This window comes from Subtercola vilae, from assembly GCF_004923255.1.
Taxonomy (GTDB): domain Bacteria; phylum Actinomycetota; class Actinomycetes; order Actinomycetales; family Microbacteriaceae; genus Subtercola; species Subtercola vilae.
In genome coordinates this window covers 165,234-186,057 of sequence record NZ_QYRT01000002.1, presented here as the reverse complement: position 1 = coordinate 186,057, position 20,824 = coordinate 165,234, and the positions used below count along the sequence as shown (strand labels likewise).

General features: G+C 64.7%; 17 protein-coding genes. 13 read left to right on the top strand and 4 right to left on the bottom strand.

Annotated features, from left to right (window positions below):
• Nucleotides 1-224 precede the first annotated feature (224 nt).
• The 3 genes from D4765_RS01850 to D4765_RS01840 all read right to left on the bottom strand — a co-directional run bounded on the left by D4765_RS01850 (nt 225) and on the right by D4765_RS01840 (nt 3,299).
• A complete protein-coding gene (locus D4765_RS01850; protein ID WP_136640518.1) occupies nt 225-2,057 on the bottom strand; it encodes a DNA polymerase Y family protein in 1,833 nt (610 codons plus the stop codon).
• Nucleotides 2,058-2,060: 3 nt separating this feature from the next.
• Nucleotides 2,061-2,855 carry a hypothetical protein gene (locus D4765_RS01845; RefSeq protein ID WP_237280206.1) on the bottom strand — a complete coding sequence of 265 codons (795 nt, stop codon included), beginning with the start codon at nt 2,853-2,855 and terminating at the stop codon, nt 2,061-2,063.
• Between the two features lie 81 nt (nt 2,856-2,936).
• Nucleotides 2,937-3,299: a DUF3140 domain-containing protein gene (locus D4765_RS01840; protein WP_136640517.1), complete on the bottom strand. Its 363-nt coding sequence runs from the start codon at nt 3,297-3,299 to the stop codon at nt 2,937-2,939.
• Nucleotides 3,300-3,373: 74 nt separating this feature from the next.
• Between D4765_RS01840 and D4765_RS01835 the strand changes: the two genes are divergently transcribed.
• The 4 genes from D4765_RS01835 (at nt 3,374) to coaE (ending at nt 7,995) form a co-directional block, all read left to right on the top strand.
• A complete protein-coding gene (locus tag D4765_RS01835) occupies nt 3,374-3,703 on the top strand; it encodes a hypothetical protein (protein WP_136640516.1) in 330 nt (109 codons plus the stop codon).
• 86 nt (nt 3,704-3,789) lie between these two features.
• Entirely contained in the window at nt 3,790-5,628 is a 1,839-nt protein-coding gene (locus D4765_RS01830; RefSeq protein ID WP_136640515.1) for a DUF885 domain-containing protein, read from the top strand.
• Between the two features lie 206 nt (nt 5,629-5,834).
• Complete coding sequence (gene rpsA, locus D4765_RS01825) at nt 5,835-7,289, top strand: 30S ribosomal protein S1 (protein WP_136640514.1); 1,455 nt, start codon at nt 5,835-5,837, stop codon at nt 7,287-7,289.
• A 91-nt stretch (nt 7,290-7,380) separates the two neighbouring features.
• On the top strand, nt 7,381-7,995 hold the full coding sequence (gene coaE / locus D4765_RS01820; protein ID WP_136640513.1) for a dephospho-CoA kinase: 615 nt from the start codon (nt 7,381-7,383) through the stop codon (nt 7,993-7,995).
• Nucleotides 7,996-8,068: 73 nt separating this feature from the next.
• Here coaE and D4765_RS01815 read toward each other — a convergent pair whose 3' ends face one another.
• A complete protein-coding gene (locus D4765_RS01815; protein WP_136640512.1) occupies nt 8,069-9,094 on the bottom strand; it encodes an ATP-dependent 6-phosphofructokinase in 1,026 nt (341 codons plus the stop codon).
• Between the two features lie 82 nt (nt 9,095-9,176).
• On the opposite strand from D4765_RS01815, the gene uvrB reads away from it, so the two are divergent.
• The 9 genes from uvrB (at nt 9,177) to gap (ending at nt 20,786) form a co-directional block, all read left to right on the top strand.
• Nucleotides 9,177-11,240 (top strand): excinuclease ABC subunit UvrB, encoded by a 2,064-nt coding sequence (uvrB, locus tag D4765_RS01810; RefSeq protein ID WP_136640511.1) that lies wholly within the window; start codon nt 9,177-9,179, stop codon nt 11,238-11,240.
• A gap of 103 nt (nt 11,241-11,343) precedes the next feature.
• Nucleotides 11,344-11,640 (top strand): helix-turn-helix domain-containing protein, encoded by a 297-nt coding sequence (locus D4765_RS01805; protein WP_136640510.1) that lies wholly within the window; start codon nt 11,344-11,346, stop codon nt 11,638-11,640.
• 186 nt (nt 11,641-11,826) lie between these two features.
• Nucleotides 11,827-12,126, top strand: a complete 300-nt coding sequence (locus D4765_RS01800; protein WP_136640509.1) for a helix-turn-helix domain-containing protein — start codon at nt 11,827-11,829, stop codon at nt 12,124-12,126.
• Between the two features lie 68 nt (nt 12,127-12,194).
• Complete coding sequence (gene uvrA / locus D4765_RS01795) at nt 12,195-15,086, top strand: excinuclease ABC subunit UvrA (RefSeq protein WP_136640508.1); 2,892 nt, start codon at nt 12,195-12,197, stop codon at nt 15,084-15,086.
• A 25-nt stretch (nt 15,087-15,111) separates the two neighbouring features.
• On the top strand, nt 15,112-16,965 hold the full coding sequence (gene uvrC / locus D4765_RS01790) for an excinuclease ABC subunit UvrC (protein WP_136640507.1): 1,854 nt from the start codon (nt 15,112-15,114) through the stop codon (nt 16,963-16,965).
• Between the two features lie 85 nt (nt 16,966-17,050).
• Complete coding sequence (gene rapZ / locus D4765_RS01785) at nt 17,051-17,929, top strand: RNase adapter RapZ (RefSeq protein WP_136640506.1); 879 nt, start codon at nt 17,051-17,053, stop codon at nt 17,927-17,929.
• 64 nt (nt 17,930-17,993) lie between these two features.
• Nucleotides 17,994-18,971, top strand: coding sequence for a DNA-binding protein WhiA (gene whiA / locus D4765_RS01780; protein ID WP_136640505.1), 978 nt, complete (start codon nt 17,994-17,996; stop codon nt 18,969-18,971).
• Between the two features lie 87 nt (nt 18,972-19,058).
• Complete coding sequence (locus D4765_RS01775; RefSeq protein ID WP_136640504.1) at nt 19,059-19,679, top strand: superoxide dismutase; 621 nt, start codon at nt 19,059-19,061, stop codon at nt 19,677-19,679.
• Between the two features lie 99 nt (nt 19,680-19,778).
• Nucleotides 19,779-20,786 (top strand): type I glyceraldehyde-3-phosphate dehydrogenase, encoded by a 1,008-nt coding sequence (gene gap, locus D4765_RS01770; protein WP_136640503.1) that lies wholly within the window; start codon nt 19,779-19,781, stop codon nt 20,784-20,786.
• Nucleotides 20,787-20,824: the final 38 nt, after the last annotated feature.

The following is a 20,824-nucleotide window of genomic DNA, read 5'->3' as shown; positions in this document are numbered from 1 at the left end:
GGGGGGGGGGGTGGGGGCGCGGGAGGGACGTAGGGCATGCGTTTTCGCGAGAAAGCGGGACCGTCGCCGCCATCGCGTTCGGGTGTCTCGCCGGGCCTTCGCCCCGACAGCTTGCGTTCCAGCTCCGACCACGGAATCGCAGGATTGTTGAACCCCATCAGCACACCTCTGCTGGGTTTGCATACGGAGGTGTGGTTGCTGTTGCTGTTGCTGTTGCTGTCGGCTCAGTCATAGCGGGCCTCCGCCCACCAGGTTTTGTCGTGCAGCGCGAGCAGCCACGCGGTTCCGTCGGCGTCGACCACTTGGAAGCGGTGAAACGAGCGCGCCTGCTCCTGATCCCACCAACGCTCGTGAACCGGCCAGGGGCCAGCCCACGCCGTGATGGCCTGCGGTACGGGCGCACGCGTCATCCCGACGGTCGAAGGCGCGGTGCCTGCGCTGGTGTTGCCAGCCCTGCCAGCCCCGTCAGCCCCGCCAGCGCCGGGCGCAAAGCGGCTCGGAACACCGGTCAGTGCCCCCCGTTCGTCGACCTCCACGGCTTCGCCCGACACCCCGAGCACAGTGACCCTGCTCGGACGCTCGAACACCGACGACGGGGCAGGCAGCGGCACACTACCGGGCCACGGCTTGAACGTCTCTCGCCCTGCCGTTGTTCTACTCCCACCTGCAACGGTCGCAGCCCCATCTGCTGCCCGACTGCCCGCAGCCCCACGCCGTACCCGACTCGCCGCCGCCGTGCCCTCCACCGGGTCACCCCACGGAGTCAGAATCTGCCGTTCGGCCACGCCGCGCCCCCCGCCGATCACCGCGGTGACCACCCCGCCGTGCCCGAGCAGGCTCTGCACCCGCGACAGCCCGTGGTGCACCCGGTCGTCGGGCGTGCTGCCCCACAACCCGGTCTCGTAGTTGCCGATCGTGTCGAGGCCTTCGGGCAGCACCCGAACCTTCGTGATGGGCGACTTCAGGGCGCCGTTGCCGGTACCCATACGGCCCTGTACCTGCCAGCGAATGCGGTCGAGCACATCGTTTGCACTGAACCAGCGCGGATGCCCCCACCCACGCTCGTGCATCAGCCCGTTGTCGGTGTGCAGCTCCACCCGGATGCTCGTGCACACCAGAAGCGACCGGGTGAGTTCGTCGACGAACCGCTCTGCTGCCGTTCGAAAGGCGAACGTGATCTGGTCGACGAGTTCGAGCGGAGGTTCGAACGAGACCTCGATGTCGCGCAGCTGCGGTGGTAGCCGCGGAGTCACCCGGCGCAGGTCACCACCGCTGGCGAGACTGTGTGCATACACCCCGGTCTCGCCGAACCGCGCCCGCACGTCGCGAAAGTCGAGGGCAGCGAAGGCGCCGAGCGTCGTCAGCCCGAGGCGGCGCAGCAGCGTGGCCAGCGCTTGGTCACCGATCAGTTCGATGGGCTGGGGTGCCAGGAATTGGGGCGAGGTCGAGGGAGCCACGATACGGATGCTCTGCCGCCCCGGCATCCGAACAGCACGCTCTGCGGCGAATCGACCGTCGGCGATCGCAATGCGCGCGGCAAAGGCGCCAACGGCAGCAGTGCCGCCATCAGTCGTAACGGCAACGCCGCCGTTCGCAGCAGTTTCACCACTCGCAGCAGCGCCAGCTTCGCCGTCTTCACCCAACCGCGTCACCTCGAGCGAGGCCAGCGTGTTCAGCAGCACCTGTGCCACCTGATTTTCGCCGCCGTAGTAGCGGCTGGGGCCGCGGGCGTCGAGGGCGCAGGTTCCGGGGCGGAGCATCTGTACTCCCGGCATGAGCTCTTCGATGGCGTTCATCACCGGCTCGAAACTGCGGTGGTCGAGGGCGGAGTCGTACTCGAATGTCAGCAGGTCGGGGCATGTGGCCTGCGCTTCGCGAAGGCGAAGGCCCCGCCGAACACCTTCGGCCCGAGCGCTCGACGAACAGGCGAACACCAGGCCCCGTTCGATCAAAGCGATGGGGCTGTCGGTGGGGATGTCTTCGATGAGCGCCCGCGCCCTGACCGGCCAGTCGGGAAACCACACCACCAGGGTGCGCGACTTCTCTGTTCGGGGCACGGCTCACCCCGCCAATTCGTGCTCGGCGAAGCCATGCTCGGCCCGTTCGTGGCCACCCGAACCGGCACCGCCACCCGAACCGGCACCGCCACCCGACGCCGACCCCACCTCGCGGATCTGCTCAGACGCATCCGGCAGCCACAGCCGGGCCGTGCGTTTCTGGCCCCAGAGCGACTTGCCGCTCGAACTCACCGTGACCTGTCTGCTCGCGAGGTGCCCGTGCCCGGCGCCGATGCCGCCCCAGGTGCTCTCGGTGATGCGGAGGGTCGCTTCGCTCTGCGCCCAGCCGCCCAACACGATGAGCGTCGCTTCGCGCTGCCGGATGCGCGCCGCCAACCGAGCCGTCACGGCATCGCTGAGCCGCGGGGGAGCGACCGTGACCACCACGCTCACCACATCGATGATGGCCGATGTCACCGCGAGCCACTGGTCGCCCGGATGCGGCACCAACACCAGCCGTTCGAGGTCGATACCCGAGCGCGCAGCGGCTTCAACGCCGAAGTCGGGAATGCCTACGACTCCGCACCAGGCACCCGCGGCAGACGGCCCCGCCATCAGAGCCATCAGCAGCGCATGCGAGCGCTCGACCGAGTACACCGCGCCGGCCTGAAGCGCCCCACCGGGCAGCAGCGAAGCCAGTGCCGGCACCGTTTCGAGCCGTCGCGTCTCGAGCTTGGTGGTCTGCATCTGCCGGATACGCTCCTGCAGCTCGCGCACGGAGTCGCCCCGGCCTGCCTCCACCCGCGCCAAACCGGCCGCGGGTGCGGCTTCGGCGAGGAGGACGGAAAGGTCTGGCATCTCCCCATATTCGAACATATGTTCGAATATGTCAATCGATGCGGCGAGTCGCCTGCCAGAGCATCCGGAACCCGGAAAGCACTACTTCTTCAGTGGGTCGTGACCCCAGTTCATAAGCGAGAACCGCCAGGGCGTGTCGGTGACATCGCCGCTCGGGCGCTGTTTCAGATGCCGGTGAACGAAGCCCACCACTGTGGTCATGTGCTCGTAGTCGCCGTCGGTGAACTCCGACTGATTCTTCTGCAGGAGGGCAACGATACGCCTGCCGCTGGCGTGGCCCACCGACTCGTCTGAGTCCTTTTTCCCACCTGAGTCCTTTTTCTGACCCACCGCTTTCGATTCCTCGGTTCTGAGCCATTTCTCCAGCTGCGACGCCGTCATGTTCACAACGGAATGAAAGCTCCTGAGAGTCACTTTCGGGTCTGTCGCCGTGTCATCTGTCATGCCTGCAGTATCGACAGACCGTACGGATGCGTGCAACGGGTTGCCAATGTCGTCAAAATGCGTAGGTTCAAAGTATGACTTTCGAGAGAGAAGCCCGCGAAACCCGTCACGCCGAAAAAGATGCCGCACAGCAGCATTCGGCGCATGGGCTCTCCGATCGCGACCTCACCGCACTCGACCGGGCTGACGACCCCCAGAGCGAAGCCGAGACCGAGGTTCTGCAGAACGAGAGCGTCTCCGACAGTGCCGCGATCGACGACGACATCGACGCGTCTGACGTCGATGTGCTGCCCGGAACGGGTGGCCCCGACGACTACGGCGACACCGAAGTCGACCCCGCCGAGCTGAACATGAGCGGGGATTCGATTCCCGGGCATCCGAAGCCCGCGTCGCACCCGCACTAGTTCTCCACAGCGGGCCAACGTTGAGAGTTGTGCACAGCCTGGGTACCGAGCGGATGCGTGTCAGGGCCCAGGCATAAGCTGAATCCATGACCGAGAGCACCAATTTCGCCCCCGTCCCTGAGTCCGCCGCATCAGGGTTCCCCACAACAGGGCCTGCCGCAGCGTCCGTCGGCGCATCCATCGCGGGCGAGCGCACCCCCACCGCCATCGACGCCGTCGCCGAGCGCTGGGTCGACACCCTGGTAGCACTCGAACCCGCGGTGGGCACCTACATCGGCCGCAACGAGGCCAACGATCGTTACGGCGACTACTCGCCCGCTGGCCACGAGGCCTACGCCGCGGCCGTGCGCAGCACACTGCGTGAGCTCGAGGCGCACACGGCGGTCGACGACATCGATGTCGTCACGCAGGCCGACCTCGGCAGCTCTCTACGCCTGGCCCTCGAGAGCTCTGAGGCACGCCTGCAGCTCCGCAACCTCAACGTCATCGAGTCGCCGTCGCAGGAGATCCGCGAGGTCTACGACCTCATGCCCACCGACAGCGCCGACGACTGGGAGGTCGTGGGCCTCCGTCTTTCGGGCGTGGGCACCGCGCTCGACGGCTACATCGAGACCCTCCGCGAGGGCATCCGATCGGGCGTCACACCCGCCCGGCGACAAGTGCGCGAAGTGCTGCTGCAGGCCAAGAAGAATGTCGGCGAGAGTGGCTTCTTCCACAACCTCGTGCGCTCTGCCTCAAATCCCGATGCGTCGCGGTCGCCCTCGTCGACACAGTCGTCTTCGTCAGCCCAGCAGCCTCCCAGCTCCGGGTCGCCTGCTCCGGATGCCCTGCCCGACACCCTCGTCAGGCAGCTCACCCACGGGGCCGAGGTCGCTTCCGCAGCCTACGATCGCTTCGCCGAGTTCCTGACAACCGAGCTGATGCCCGCCGCCACCGAGCACGACGCGGTCGGGCGGGAGATCTACGCCCTCGAATCGCGCAAGTTCCTCGGCGCCACGGTCGACCTCGACGAGACCTACGAGTGGGGCATTGAAGAGTTGCGGCGCATGGTGAGCGAACAAGAGGCCATTGCCCGCGAGATTCTGCCCGGTGCGTCTGTGCTCGAGACGATCGCCCACCTCGACGCCGACCCATCGCAGAAGCTGCATGGCACCGCCGCGCTGCAGCAGTGGATGCAGGAGACCAGCGACCGTGCCATCGCCGAGCTCTCGGGGAGCCAATTCGACATTCCCGCCGAGATCAGGGCGATCGAGTGCATGATCGCTCCCACCAGCGAGGGCGGCATCTACTACACCGGCCCCACCGACGATTTCTCCCGGCCGGGCCGTATGTGGTGGTCGGTGCCCGAAGGGGTCACCGAGTTCGACACCTGGCGTGAATTGACCACCGTCTACCACGAGGGTGTTCCCGGGCACCACCTGCAGATCGGCCAGGCCGTCTACAACCGCGCCAAGCTGAACACCTGGCGCCGCCAGCTGGCCGGCACCTCCGGCCACGCAGAAGGCTGGGCGCTCTATGCCGAACGGCTCATGCAAGAACTCGGGTACCTCGACAACCCGGCAGATCGGTTCGGCATGCTCGACGGCCAGCGCCTGCGGGCCGCCCGGGTGGTACTCGACATCGGAGTGCACCTCGGCAAGCCACGCCTCGACGGCTCCGGCGTGTGGGATGCGGAGTATGCGCTCGAGTTTCTGCGCGCCAACGTCAACATGAATGACGGATTCGTTCGTTTCGAAGTGAACCGCTACCTCGGTTGGCCGGGCCAGGCACCCGCCTACAAGGTGGGCCAGCGCATCTGGGAGCAGCTGCGCGACGACTACCGCGCCCGACAGGGCTCGGCATTCGACATCCGCGAGTTCCATCGCCGCGCCCTCGACCTCGGCGGCGTGGGTCTCGATACCCTCGTGGCCGCCTTCGAGAAGTGAACCCGTCCCGTCTCTGCGTCGAGGTGCGCCCGACGGGTCTTTCTATCGGGTTGCTTGAGGCAGAATCGCGGGGCTAAGATTGATTGGCGCAATTTGCGTCAAACATCCATTGCCGTGCGCTCACGAACTCTCTCCGGGTGAAGCTTCACTCGGATGAGTTTTCTGCTGCACAGCCTGATATATGTCCATACTGGAGCAACTACTACATGACAATCGTAACGACCGACAGGGCACCCAAGCAGGTAGCCGTTAACGACATCGGGTCTGCTGAAGACTTTCTTGCCGCGGTCGAGAAGACACTGAAGTTCTTCAACGACGGAGACCTCATCGAAGGCACCGTTGTAAAGATTGACCGCGACGAGGTTCTCCTCGACGTCGGTTACAAGACCGAGGGTGTCATTCCCTCGCGCGAACTTTCCATCAAGCATGATGTCGACCCGACTGATGTCGTGAAGGTCGGCGACCTGGTCGAGGCTCTTGTTCTTCAGAAAGAAGACAAAGAAGGCCGCCTCATCCTGTCGAAGAAGCGCGCTCAGTACGAGCGTGCATGGGGCGACGTCGAGAAGATCAAAGACGCCGACGGTGTTGTCACCGGTTCGGTCATCGAGGTCGTCAAGGGCGGGCTCATCGTCGACATCGGCCTTCGCGGCTTCCTGCCGGCATCGCTCATCGAGCTGCGCCGCGTTCGTGACCTCACGCCGTACCTCGGCCAGGAGATCGAAGCGAAGATCCTCGAGCTCGACAAGAACCGCAACAACGTCGTTCTGAGCCGCCGCGCGCTGCTCGAGCAGACGCAGTCGGAGAGCCGCACCACGTTCCTGAACAACCTCCAAAAGGGTCAGGTTCGCAAGGGTGTCGTTTCGTCGATCGTCAACTTCGGTGCGTTCGTCGACCTCGGCGGCGTCGACGGTCTCGTTCACGTCTCCGAGCTGTCGTGGAAGCACATCGAGCACGCTTCAGAGGTTGTCGAGGTTGGCCAGGAGGTCACCGTCGAGATCCTCGAGGTCGACCTCGAGCGCGAACGTGTCTCCCTGTCGCTCAAGGCGACGCAGGAAGACCCGTGGCAGGTCTTCGCCCGCACCCACGCCATCGGCCAGGTTGCACCGGGTAAGGTCACCAAGCTTGTTCCCTTCGGCGCGTTCGTTCGCGTTGCAGAGGGCATCGAGGGCCTCGTGCACATCTCCGAGCTGTCGGGCAAGCACGTCGAACTCGCCGAGCAGGTTGTCTCGGTCGGCGACGACGTGTTCGTCAAGGTCATCGACATCGACCTCGAGCGTCGCCGCATCTCGCTGAGCCTCAAGCAGGCCAACGAGGGCGTCGACCCCGAAGGTACCGAGTTCGACCCGGCCCTTTACGGCATGCTCACCGAGTACGACGACCAGGGCAACTACAAGTACCCCGAAGGCTTCGACCCGGAGACCAACGAGTGGCGCGAAGGCTTCGACAGCCAGCGCGAGAAGTGGGAGCAGGACTACGCTGCAGCCCAGGCTCGCTGGGAAGCCCACAAGAAGCAGGTTGCAACCTCGAACGAAGAGACCCCGCTCGACGCCTCAGGCGTTCCCTCGGGCTCGTCGTTCTCCAGCGAGTCGACCGGAGCCGGCACCCTCGCCGACGACGAGACGCTCGCCGCGCTTCGCGAGAAGCTGAGCTCGAACAACTAGTTTCTCTGCATTACCTCGTTCGGCCGCTCTCCTTCGGGAGGGCGGCCGTTCGCCGTCAAGGCAGCTTTAGGCGGGCGGGTAGCATGAAGTCGTGTATCTCGTAGCGCTCACCGGCGGCATCGCCTCAGGCAAGTCCACCGTCGCGAAACGCCTCGCCGAGCACGGGGCCGTTCGCATCGACGCCGACCAGCTGGCGCGCGAGGTTGTCGAGCCGGGCACGGATGCCCTACAGAACATCGCGAACACCTTCGGTGAGCAGCTCGTGCTGCCCGACGGGTCGCTCGACCGGGCATCCCTCGGCGCCGCCGTCTTCGGGCACCCCGAACAGCTCGTCAAGCTGAACGCCATCGTTCACCCAGCCGTTCAGCAGCTCACTCGTGAACGCATCGCCGAGGCCGAAGCGGCCGACCCCGACGCCATCATCGTGTACGACGTTCCGCTGCTCGTCGAAGGCAAGCTTCCGCACCCCTTCGAACAGGTGATCGTGGTGAGCGCCCCCGATGAACTGCGCATCGACCGCCTCATCACGCACCGCGGGATGTCGCGTTCTGACGCCGAACGGCGCATAGCGTCGCAAGTGTCCGAGGCCGAACGCCTTGCCATCGCCGACATCGTCATCGACTCCACCGGTACGCTCGCCGACACCCTCACCCGCGCCGACGCCCTCTGGCTCACCCTGCGCGCTCAAGCAGAGGCCAAAGCCTAAGCTGCCCCGCCGAGCCCACCGCGCTCCCCACAAACTGAATTGGGGAGACAGAAGGCGACGACGGCGAAGATGCTCAGCCGAAGAGCAACGCAGCCTCGTCGTAGCGGTGCTGGGGCACGACCTTGAGCTTGCCGAGGGCCTCTTCGAAGCCCACGTTCACGATGTCGGTTGCGCGAAGCGCAACCATCTGCCCCCAGCGCTCCTCGAGCACCGAATCACTCGCGGCCATGCCGAGGCGGGTAGCGAGCACGCGGTCGTAGGCGCTCGGCACCCCGCCGCGCTGAATGTGGCCGAGCGTGGTGGCCCGCGTCTCGATACCGGTCATCTCTTCGATCATGGGGGCGAGCCGTTCGCCGATACCGCCGAGGCGGGGACGCCCGAAGGCGTCGAGCCCGCGCTCGGAGTGCGCGTCATCCGTCTCACCGGGCACGAAACCCTCGGCCACCACCACGAGCGGCGCGCGACCGCGCGCGTTGGCGCTCTCGACCCAGGAACGGATCTGCTCCATGGTGGTCTTCTGCTCAGGAATGAGAATGGCATGGGCACCCGCGGCCATGCCGGAGTGCAGCGCGATCCAGCCGACGTGCCGGCCCATGACCTCGGCCACCATGCAGCGGCTGTGAGAATCGCCGGTGGTGCGCAGGCGATCCATCGCGTCGGTGGCGATCTGAACGGCCGTGTCGAAGCCGAAGGTGTAGTCGGTGGCGTCAAGGTCGTTGTCGATGGTCTTCGGTACTCCGACGATCTTCAGCCCAGCATCCGTCAGCCGTTTGGCCGCAGCGAGGGTGCCCTCGCCACCGATGGCGATGACGGCGTCGATTCCCTCGCGTTCGAGATTCTGCTGGATGCGCTCAGCGCCGCCTTCGCCCTCGAACGGGTTCGTGCGGGAGGTGCCCAGAATGGTGCCACCCTCTTTGGCGATGCCGCGCACGTTCGAGCGGCCGAGTTCGATGAGATCGGAGTTGACCACACCGCGCCAACCGCCCTTGAACCCCACGAACTCCTGGCCGTTGATCTCCGTGCCCTTGAGCACAATGCCCCGGATGACCGCGTTGAGGCCGGGGCAGTCGCCGCCGCTTGTCAGAATTCCGATTCTCATGGCTTCACCTTAGGGCTTTCTTGCTGGGCGTAATCGGGCCCGGAAGGGGAGCAGTGTCAGTGGCCCTACGTAAACTTATTGCATGGAACCCACCCGCTCTGTTCGCCCGTTTGAAGTCATCAGTGACTACACGCCCAGCGGCGACCAGCCCACGGCGATCGCCGAACTGACCGCGCGCATCAACGCCGGCGAGACCGATGTCGTGCTGCTCGGTGCGACCGGTACCGGCAAGTCGGCGACCACGGCGTGGCTCATCGAAGCCGTACAGCGGCCCACACTGGTTCTGGCGCACAACAAGACCCTGGCGGCCCAGCTCGCGAACGAGTTTCGCGAGCTCATGCCGAACAACGCGGTCGAGTACTTCGTGTCGTACTACGACTACTACCAGCCAGAGGCGTACGTTCCGCAGACCGATACATTCATCGAGAAAGACAGCTCGATCAACTCAGAGGTTGAGCGGCTGCGACACTCCACCACCAACTCACTGCTGAGCCGGCGCGACGTCATCGTGGTCTCCACTGTGTCGTGCATCTACGGCCTCGGCCAACCCGAGCAGTACATGAACGCCATGATGGCGTTGCAGGTGGGCCAGAAGGTCGACCGCGACTGGCTCATCCGTAAGTTCATCTCCATGCAGTATCAGCGCAACGACATCGACTTCTCGCGCGGCAACTTTCGGGTGCGCGGCGACACCATCGAGATCATCCCCATGTACGAAGAGCTCGCGATACGCATCGAGATGTTCGGCGACGAGATCGAGGCGCTCTACACGCTGCACCCTCTCACGGGCGACATCGTGCGCAAGATGGATTCGATCTCGGTCTTCCCCGGCTCGCACTACGTGGCCGACACCGAGGTCATGCACCGGGCCATCGGCACCATTCAAGAAGAGCTCGCCCAGCGCCTCACGCAGCTCGAACGCGAGGGCAAGCTGCTCGAAGCCCAGCGGCTGCGCATGCGCACCACCTTCGACCTCGAGATGATGCAGCAGATCGGTTTCACCTCCGGTATCGAGAACTATTCGCGGCACATCGACGGGCGCCAGCCCGGCGAGGCTCCACACTGCCTGCTCGACTACTTTCCCGACGACTTTCTCGTCGTGATCGACGAATCGCACGTCACGGTGCCGCAGATCGGTGCCATGTACGAGGGCGACTCGTCGCGCAAGCGCACACTCGTTGAGCACGGCTTCCGGCTGCCGAGCGCGCTCGACAACCGTCCGCTGCGGTGGAACGAGTTCAACGACCGGGTGGGCCAGAAGGTCTACCTCTCTGCGACGCCGGGAAAATACGAGATGGGCATCGCCGACGGGGTGGTCGAGCAGATCATCCGGCCCACCGGGCTGATCGACCCCGAGATCATCGTGAAGCCCTCGAAGGGGCAGATCGACGACCTGCTCGAGGAGATTCGTATTCGCGTGGCGAAAGACGAGCGCATTCTCGTCACCACGCTGACGAAGAAGATGGCCGAAGAGCTCACCGACTTCATGGGCGAGCACGGCGTGCGCGTGCGGTACCTGCACTCCGACGTCGACACACTGCGTCGCGTCGAGCTGCTCACCGAGCTTCGAGCAGGCGTCTACGACGTGCTCGTGGGCATCAACCTGCTGCGAGAGGGCCTCGACCTGCCCGAAGTGTCGCTCGTGGCCATTCTTGACGCTGACAAAGAGGGGTTCCTGCGCTCGTCGACGTCGCTCATCCAGACCATCGGCCGGGCCGCACGAAACGTGTCGGGCCAGGTGATCATGTACGCCGACGTGATGACCGACTCGATGACCCGCGCCATCGACGAGACCAGCCGGCGCCGCGAGAAGCAGGTTGCCTACAACCTCGAGCGCGGCGTCGACCCGCAACCGCTCCGTAAACGCATCGCCGACATCACCGAGATGCTCACGCGCGAAGGCGCCGACACGGCCGAACTGCTGGCCGGGCGCAACAGCAAAAAGCGGAGCCCCACCCCGAACCTGCGCCGGGAGGGCATCGCCGCCGCGGGCGCGAATGAACTCGAGACGCTCATCGCCGACCTGAATGACCAGATGATGACCGCCGCTGCCGAACTCAAGTTCGAACTGGCAGCGCGGCTGCGCGACGAACTGGGAGACATGAAGCACGAGCTCCGCCAGATGGAGAAGGCAGGTCACATCTGATCGGGTTCGACGCTTGAGCGCATCTGGTACACAATCGTGAGGTCTGAAAGCATCGGATGCTTACACTCTGGTAGCAAAAGGCGTGGTCACGTAGTCATGAGGTATGCCCGAATACTCTGAAGCCGCCCGCATCGTGGGGGAGCGCGTTCGCGCCACCCGCCAGAAGCTCGGGCTGAGCCAGGAAGACGTGGCCGTACTCGCGGAGATGCACGTGACGAACGTGGGCAAGATCGAGCGGGGGCAGTCGAACCCGAGCCTGACCACGCTGATCTCGCTCGCCGGGGCGCTCAACGCGAATGTGGGCGACTGGACGTCGGGGCTGACGACCGCCATGATTCCTGGGCGAACGCACACGCTGACGGCCGCCGAGTTTCTGCGCGAGCGTGCCCGCCGCGGCTGACAGCGGTCGGCGCACACACCCGAACGCCCGCCACGGGCCGCAGGGGCCGTCACGATGGAGCGCAACGCAGCGCAACGCAACGCAACGCCACGCAACGCAGACCGACACAGCGCACACGCCTCATCCCTCCGCGCTGCCCGCGCCCACGCTCTGGTCTGCACTCCGGGCAGCCGATAGTCATGAGTAATGCTCGAACACTCTGAGGCCGCCCGCATCGTAGGGGAGCGCATCCGTGCCACCCGTCAGCAGCTGGGCCTGAGCCAAGAAGATCTCGCCGACCTCGCCGAGATGCACGTCACCAACGTGGGCAAGGTCGAACGGGGGCAGACCAACCCGAGTCTCTCGACACTGGTCGCTCTCTCCGGCGCGCTGAACGCCGAACTCGACGGGTGGGTGGCGGGTCTCACTGCGGCGATGATTCCGGGGCGAACGCACCGCCTGAGCGCCGCCGAGTTTCTTCGCGAACAGGCTTCGCGTCGCGCCTGATGATGCGCCCTGAGCGTAGCGAGCGCCACCGGGGGAGCAGTGTCAGTGGCAGACCGTAGACTTCATGGGTGTCAATTACAGAGGTGGATTCCGCCGGAAAACTGAGTGTCCGTGGTGCCCGTGTTCACAATCTTCGCGACGTAGACCTTGATATCCCGCGCGATTCGCTCGTGGTCTTCACGGGGCTTTCGGGCTCGGGCAAGTCGAGCCTGGCGTTCGACACGATCTTCGCCGAGGGCCAGCGCCGCTACGTCGAATCGCTGAGCGCGTATGCACGCCAGTTTCTCGGCCAGGTCGACCGCCCCGACGTCGACTTCATCGAGGGCCTGAGCCCGGCGGTCAGCATCGACCAGAAGTCGACGAACCGCAACCCGCGTTCGACCGTCGGCACCATCACCGAGATCTACGACTACATGCGCCTGCTCTGGGCGCGCATCGGCATCGCCCACTGCCCCGTGTGCGGCGAGAAGATCTCGGCGCAGACGGTTCAGCAGATCGCCGACCAGCTGATGGAGCTCGAAACGGGCATCCGGTACCAGATCGTGAGCCCGGTCATCACGCAGAAGAAGGGCGAGTTCGTAGACCTCTTCAAAGAACTCGCTGCGGGCGGCTACTCACGTGCGGTGGTCGACGGCGACATCATTCAGCTCAATGAGCCGCCGAAGCTGAAGAAGCAGATCAAGCACGACATCTCGGTCGTGATCGACCGCCTGGTGGCCGGCCCCGACATTCTGAGCCGCCTCACCGATTCACTCGAGACCGCACTGCGGCTCACCGACGGCATCGTTCAGGTGAACTACGTCGACGCCGACGGGCCGGATGCCTGGCAGACGTTCAGCGAGAAGCTGAGCTGCCCCAACCAGCACCCCCTGCAGCTCACCGAGATCGAGCCGCGCACGTTCTCGTTCAACGCTCCGTTTGGCGCCTGCCCCGAGTGTTCGGGGCTCGGCACCCGCATGTCGGTCGACGCCGACCTGCTGCTGGGCGACCCCGAGCTGAGCATCAACGAGGGTGTCGTCATCCCGTGGTCGACGCAGGGCAAGGGCCTCTACAACTACTACGAGAAGCTGCTCGACGGCCTCGCCCGCGACCTGAAGTTCGATCTCAGCACGCCGTGGAACGAACTCAGCAAGACCGTTCAAGAAGCGGTGCTGCGCGGCGACAACTTCGAGGTGCGGGTGAAGTGGAAGAACCGCTTCGGCCGTGAGATGAGCTACACCTCGGGCTTCGAGGGCGTGGTTCCCTACATCGAACGCCAGTATCTGCAGGCCGAGACCGACAACCAGCGTGCCCGTTGGGCCGAGTATCTTCGCGAAGTGGCGTGCCCGGTCTGCGATGGCAAGCGGCTGAAGCCCGAAGTGCTCGCCGTGCTGGTCAACGGTCACAGCATCGCCGATGTCACCGACATCAGCCTCACCGATGCCCAGAGCTTCATGGCAGAACTCACCCTCACCGACCGCGAGGCGCAGATCGCCGCGCAGGTGCTGCGGGAGATCCGCCTGCGGCTCGACTTCCTCATCCAAGTCGGGCTGAACTATCTGAACCTGGCCCGCGCGGCGGGGTCGCTGAGCGGGGGCGAGGCCCAGCGCATCCGGCTGGCCACGCAGATCGGCTCGGGGCTCACCGGGGTGCTCTACGTGCTCGACGAGCCGAGTATCGGCCTGCACCAGCGCGACAACCGCCGCCTCATCGAGACGCTGGTGAAGCTCAAGAACCTCGGTAACACGCTCATCGTCGTCGAGCACGACGAAGACACCATTCGCATGGCCGACTGGGTGGTCGACATCGGCCCCGGCGCCGGTGTGAACGGCGGAACCGTGGTTCACTCAGGCTCGTACGAGGGGTTGCTCGCCAACACCGACAGTCTTACGGGTGACTACCTGTCGGGCCGTAAGAGCATCGAGATTCCCGCGACGCGCCGGCCGATCGACCCTGATCGCAAGATCACGGTTGTCGATGCCGAGGCGAACAACCTCAAGAAGGTGACGGTCGACTTTCCCCTCGGCACGTTCATCGCCGTCACCGGCGTCAGCGGTTCGGGTAAATCGTCGCTGGTGAACGACATCCTGTACCGCGTGCTGGCCAACCAGTTGAACGGCGCCCGCAAGATTCCCGGCAAACACAAGCGGGTCACCGGGCTCGAGAACCTTGACAAAGTGGTGCACGTCGACCAGAACCCCATCGGCCGCACCCCGCGGTCGAACCCGGCGACCTACACGGGCGTGTTCGACCGTATCCGCACGCTGTTCTCCGAGACACTCGAGGCGAAGGCCCGCGGCTACCAGCCCGGCCGGTTCAGCTTCAACGTCAAGGGTGGGCGCTGCGAGGCGTGCTCGGGTGACGGCACGATCAAGATCGAGATGAACTTCCTGCCCGACGTGTATGTGGCATGCGAAGTGTGTGGGGGAGCGCGGTACAACCGCGACACCCTCTCGGTGCACTACAAGGGTAAGAGCATTGCAGAAGTGCTCGACATGCCCATCGCCGAGGCTGCCATCTTCTTCGAGCCGATCACCGCGATCCACCGCTTTTTGAACACCCTCGTCGAGGTGGGGCTCGGTTACGTGCGGCTCGGCCAGAGCGCCACCACACTCAGCGGCGGCGAGGCTCAGCGCGTGAAGCTCGCGACCGAGCTGCAGAAGCGCTCGAACGGCCGCAGCGTCTACGTGCTCGACGAGCCCACCACCGGGCTGCACTTCGAAGACGTGCGAAAGCTCCTCCTGGTACTGAACGGGCTCGTAGACAAGGGCAACACCGTCGTCGTCATCGAGCACAACCTCGACGTGATCAAGTCGGCCGACTGGCTGATCGACCTCGGGCCCGAGGGCGGATCGGGCGGCGGAAAGGTGCTGGCGACGGGCACCCCCGAGCAGCTTGCCAAGGTCAAGAAGAGCCACACCGGTTTCTTCTTGAAAGAGATTCTGCAGGCGGGCGCAGGCGAGCGGCGCAAGGCGTCGTGACCTCGGCAACACCAAGAAGAGTTCGATGACAGACACGGTCAGTTACCGCCCCAAGGCGGGCGAGATTCCCACCCAGCCGGGTGTCTATCGTTTTCGTGACGCGAACGGCCGCGTGCTCTATGTGGGCAAGGCGCAGAACCTGCGTGCCCGGCTCAGCAATTACTTCGCGCCGCTGAGGAGCCTGCACGAGCGCACCCGGCGCATGGTGACGACCGCCTCGAGCGTCGAGTGGACCGTGGTGGGCACCGACGTCGAAGCCCTGCAACTCGAATACACCTGGATCAAAGAGTTCGACCCGCCGTTCAACGTCAAGTTTCGCGACGACAAGTCGTACCCGTTCATGGCCATCACGCTCGGTGACGAGGCTCCCCGGGTCATGGTGACGCGCAACCAGAAGATCAAGGGCGCCAAGTATTTCGGGCCATACCCCAAGATCTGGGCCGTGCACGACACGATCGACCTGATGATCAAGGCGTTTCCCATTCGCACGTGCTCCGATTCGAGCTACAAGAAAGCGATGCAGACGGGTCGACCCTGCTTTCCCGGGCAGATCGGGCGCTGCGGGGGTCCGTGCTCGGGTCGCGTGACCATCGAAGAACATCGCGAGCTTGTGAACGACTTCATCGCCTTCATGAATGGGCATGACAAGCGGTTCGTCACCGAGACGACGAAGAAGATGCGTGCGGCATCCGAAGCCCAGGAATACGAGAAGGCTGCCCGTTTTCGCGACCAGCTGCACGCACTCGACGCCGTTCTCGAGAAGAGCGCCGTTGTGCTCGCCGACAGCGTCGACACCGATCTGTTCGGCATCGAACACGATGAACTCGCCGCCGCCGTGCAGCAGTTCATCGTGCGGGGCGGCCGCATTCGCGGTGTGCGGGCCTGGATGGTCGACAAAGAGCTCGACCTCACGACGGCCGAGCTTGTCGATTCGATTCTGCAGACGGCCTACGAAGGCCAGGTTCCGCCGCGCGAGATCATCGTGCCCGACCTGCCGGGCGACGCCCAGGAGCTCGAGCAGTGGCTCTCAGAGCGGCGGGGCACCTCGAAGGTGGCCCTGAAGACGGCCCAGCGCGGCGAGAAGGCGGCGCTCATGCAGACCGCCACGATGAACGCGAAAAACGCCCTGATGCTCTACAAAATGCGGCGCAGCACCGACTTCGTTGCACGAACAGAAGCCCTCACCGACATTCAGAACGGGCTCGGGATGCCCGACGCACCGCTGCGCATGGAATGTTTTGACGTGTCACACCTCGGCGGCACCAACGTGGTGGCGTCGATGGTGGTCTTCGAAGACGGGCTCGCCCGCAAAGACCAGTACCGGCGCTTCACGATTCCCGAGACCACCGACGACACCGACTCGATCTACCAGGTCATCTCCCGACGCCTCGCGTACCTCGACGAGGGCTCCGAGCGCGCGGAGTCTGATACCGCGACCAAGAAGTTCTCGTACCCGCCGAACCTGCTCATCGTCGACGGCGGGCAGCCGCAGGTACAGGCTGCCGCCCGGGCGCTGAAGGAGTCGGGCGTCACGGGTATCTTTCTCTGCGGCCTCGCGAAGCGGCTCGAAGAGATCTGGCTGCCCGACGACGACTACCCGGTCATTCTGCCGCGCGGCAGCGAGGCGCTCTTTCTGCTGCAGCGCATCCGCGACGAGGCCCACCGCTTCGCCATCACGCACCAGCGCGCCCGGCGCAAACGCGACATCACCAGCGTGCTCTCCGAGATCCCGGGCCTCGGCCCCACCCGCGTGAAGGTGCTGCTCAAAGAGTTCGGTTCGGTGGCGAAACTCAAACAGGCCACCGCGGCCGAGATCGGCGAGGTCAAGGGCATCGGCGAGCAGCTGGCCACCACCATCTTCCAGCAGCTGCGTTCGTAGGCCCGGGGTCTGTGCGGGCGAGCGACACGCAGAGGCCGATAGTCTTAGACGACACGCACCGACGAGGCGAAAGCACACGAAAACGATGACACTCGAAACTGCCCAGCAGCAGGAAGTGCTCATTGTGACCGGAATGTCGGGCGCCGGGCGATCGACGGTGGCGAACGCCCTCGAAGATCTCGGCTGGTACGTGGTCGACAACCTGCCGCCGCAGATGCTGCGCCCGCTGGTCGACCTGGCCGAGCACGCCGGCTCCACGCTGCCGCGCCTGGCCGCGGTGGTCGACGTTCGCGGCCGCGATTTCTTCTCAGATCTGCAGGAGATCATCCAGGCTCTCCGCAGCGGCATTCAGGTTCGCGTCGTGTTCCTCGAGGCCACTGATGCGGCGCTGGTCAGGCGTTTCGAGCAGGTCAGGCGACCGCATCCGCTGCAGGGCAACGGAACCCTGCTCGACGGCATCGGTGCAGAACGCGCCCGCATGACCGCCATTCGCGAGTCGAGCGACATCATCATCGACACCTCAGACCTGAACGTACATCAGCTTGCAACGGCGGTCGCAGACCGGTTCTCGGCCGTCGGCACAGCGGGAGTGCAAGTCACCATCATGAGTTTCGGCTTCAAGTACGGCGCGCCGTCCGACGCCGACGCCATGGCCGACTGCCGGTTCATTCCGAACCCATTCTGGATTCCCGAACTGCGAGACAAAACCGGCCTCGACGCCGAGGTCAGCGACTATGTTCTCGCCCAGGAAGGTGCTGAAGATTTCATTGAGAATTACGCCAAGGCGCTCTCACCTGTTTTGGCCGGCTATCAGCGTGAGAACAAACGCCACGCCACAATTGCCATAGGCTGCACGGGCGGCAAACACCGATCGGTTGCTGTCGCACGCAGACTCGCCGAGTTGATCAGCACGAATCCCGGCGTCGTCGTCAGCGTCAAACACCGCGACCTGGGTCGCGAATAACGGTAGTCGACCGGCCCTGTGACCCAGGAGCCGGCCAGACACCGCACGAAGGAGATGGAAGAGATTGGCTCTTACTGCCGATGTCAAAAACGAACTGACGGCTGTCGCTGTCACGAAGACGGCGGCCCGCGCGGCCGAAGTCGCCACCATTCTGCGCTTCGCCGGCGGCCTGCACCTGATTTCGGGCCGCATCGCCATCGAGGCTGAACTCGATACGCAAGAGCTCGTCAAACGCGTGCGCAAAGACCTGGCCGAACTCTACGGGGTTCGGGGTGACGTCTCGCTCGTGCCCGCCTCTGGCGTACGCCGCAGCAGCTACTATCTCGTTCGTGTGCTCGACGGCGGTGAGACCCTCGCCCGCCAGACTGGGCTTCTGGATGCTCGCCGCCGGCCCATCCGCGGCCTTCCGAACCGTCTCACCACGGGTTCAGCAGACGAACTGGCCGCCGTCTGGCGGGGGGCCTTCCTCGCCCAGGGCTCGCTCACCGATCCGGGTCGCTCTGCGGCCCTCGAAATCGTCTGCCCGGGCAATGAATCTGCTATGGCTCTCGTCGGTGCAGCGGCTCGGCTGCACGTCGGCTCGAAGGCACGTGAGGTGCGCGGAGTGCATCGCGTGGTCATCCGCGACGGCGAAGCCATTGCCTCGATGCTCAGCCTGATGGGCGCGAAAGAGTCGGTCAGCCGCTGGGAGGAGATGCGCCAGCGCCGGGAAGTTCGCGCCACCGCCAACCGGCTCGTCAACTTCGACGATGCCAACCTGCGCCGCTCGGCACAGGCCGCCGTTGCCGCGTGTTCACGGGTCGAACGAGCTCTCGAAATCATTGGCGACGAGGTTCCCGACCACCTGAAGTACGCGGGGGCGTTGCGGCTGAACTTTCGAGACGCAAGCCTCGACGAGCTCGGCCACCACGCCGACCCGCCCATGACGAAAGACGCGATCGCGGGCCGCATCCGGCGCCTTCTCGCCATGGCCGACAAAAAGGCCAGCGACCTCGGCATCCCCGGAACCGACGCGAATCTGCCCCCCGATCTCGACGACTGAAGTTCGGGAAGCATTCAGAAGCCGTGCGGCTTACATCAATAGACTGATCAGGTCGCACAATCGCAACACCAAGTACAAGGAGACACAATGGCTGAATACACACTTCCAGATCTTCCCTACGACTACGCCGCTCTCGAGCCGCACATCAGTGCGACCATCATGCAGCTGCACCACGACAAGCACCACGCGACCTATGTCGCCGGGGCGAACACGGCACTGGCCCAGCTCGCCGACGCTCGCGACTCCGAGAACCTCGCCGCGGTCAACAAGCTCGAGAAAGACCTGGCTTTCAACCTCGGCGGCCACGTCAACCACTCCATCTTCTGGACCAACCTCTCTCCCAAAGGCGGAGAGCCCACGGGTGAGCTTTCGAGCGCCATCGATGAGAACTTCGGTTCGTTCGACAAGTTCAAGGCTCACTTCACTGCAGTCGCGCTCGGCGTGCAGGGCTCCGGATGGTCGGTGCTGGCCTACGACGTCATCGGCAAGAAGATCAGCATCTTCCAGCTCTTCGATCAGCAGGGCAACGTTCCGTTCGGACTCGTTCCGCTGCTCATGCTCGATGTGTGGGAGCACGCCTACTACATCGACTACAAGAACGTTCGCGCCGACTACGTGAAGGCATTCTGGAACATCGTGAACTGGGAGAACGTCGCCGCCCGCTACGCCGCAGCCGCATCGAAGACCGACGGCCTGCTGGTACTCTGAAGCGATGCTTTTGCCGGGCCCCGCGAAGGGGCCCGGCACCATTTTGATGCACGGTAACCACCATCTTGCCCCTCGGGGCCCCAGTCACAGGAGCACTACGTGTCCGTAAAGATCGGTATCAACGGCTTTGGCCGTATCGGCCGCAACTACTTCCGAGCGGCCCTCGCCAAGGGCAGCGACATCGAGATCGTCGCAGTCAACGACCTCACCGACAACAAGGCGCTTGCGCACCTGCTCAAGTACGACACCATCGGTGGCCGTCTCGACGCCACGGTTGAGCTCGACGGCGACAATATCATCGTGAACGGCAAGCCCATCCTGGTGCTGGCCGAGCGTGACCCTGCCAACCTCCCGTGGGGCGAGCTGGGTGTCGACATCGTCATCGAGTCGACCGGCCGCTTCACCAAGGCCGAAGACGCTCGCAAGCACATCCAGGGCGGCGCCAAGAAGGTCATCGTGTCGGCTCCCGCAACGGGCGACGGCGTGGCAACTCTGGTTCTCGGCGTCAACGAGGGCACCTACGACCCGGCCATTCACGACATCATCTCGAACGCGTCGTGCACCACGAACTGCCTCGCGCCGCTCGCCAAGGTGTTCATGGACAACTTCGGCATCGAGCGTGGCCTCATGACCACGGTTCACGCCTACACCGCCGACCAAAACCTGCAAGACGGCCCGCACAGCGACCTGCGCCGCGCCCGTGCCGCCGCAGCGAACATCATCCCGACGTCGACCGGTGCCGCCAAGGCCCTTGGCCTCGTCATTCCCGAGCTCGTCGGCAAGCTCGACGGCTACGCACTACGCGTACCCGTGCCCACCGGTTCGATCACCGACCTCACGGTCGAGTCGTCGCGCATCGTGACGGTCGACGAGGTCAACGCGGCCTACAAGGCTGCTGCTGAGGGCCCCCTCAAAGGAATCCTGAAGTACACCGAAGACGAGATCGTGTCGAGCGACATCGTCGGAGACCCGCACTCCTCGATCTTCGACGCCGGCCTGACGAAGGTCATCGGCAACCAGGTCAAGGTTGCTTCGTGGTACGACAACGAGTGGGGCTACTCCAACCGTCTCGTCGACATCACCGAGTACGTCGCAGACAAGCTCTGAGCCTACGGTTTCGCCGGCCCGGCCGGCAGAACAAATAC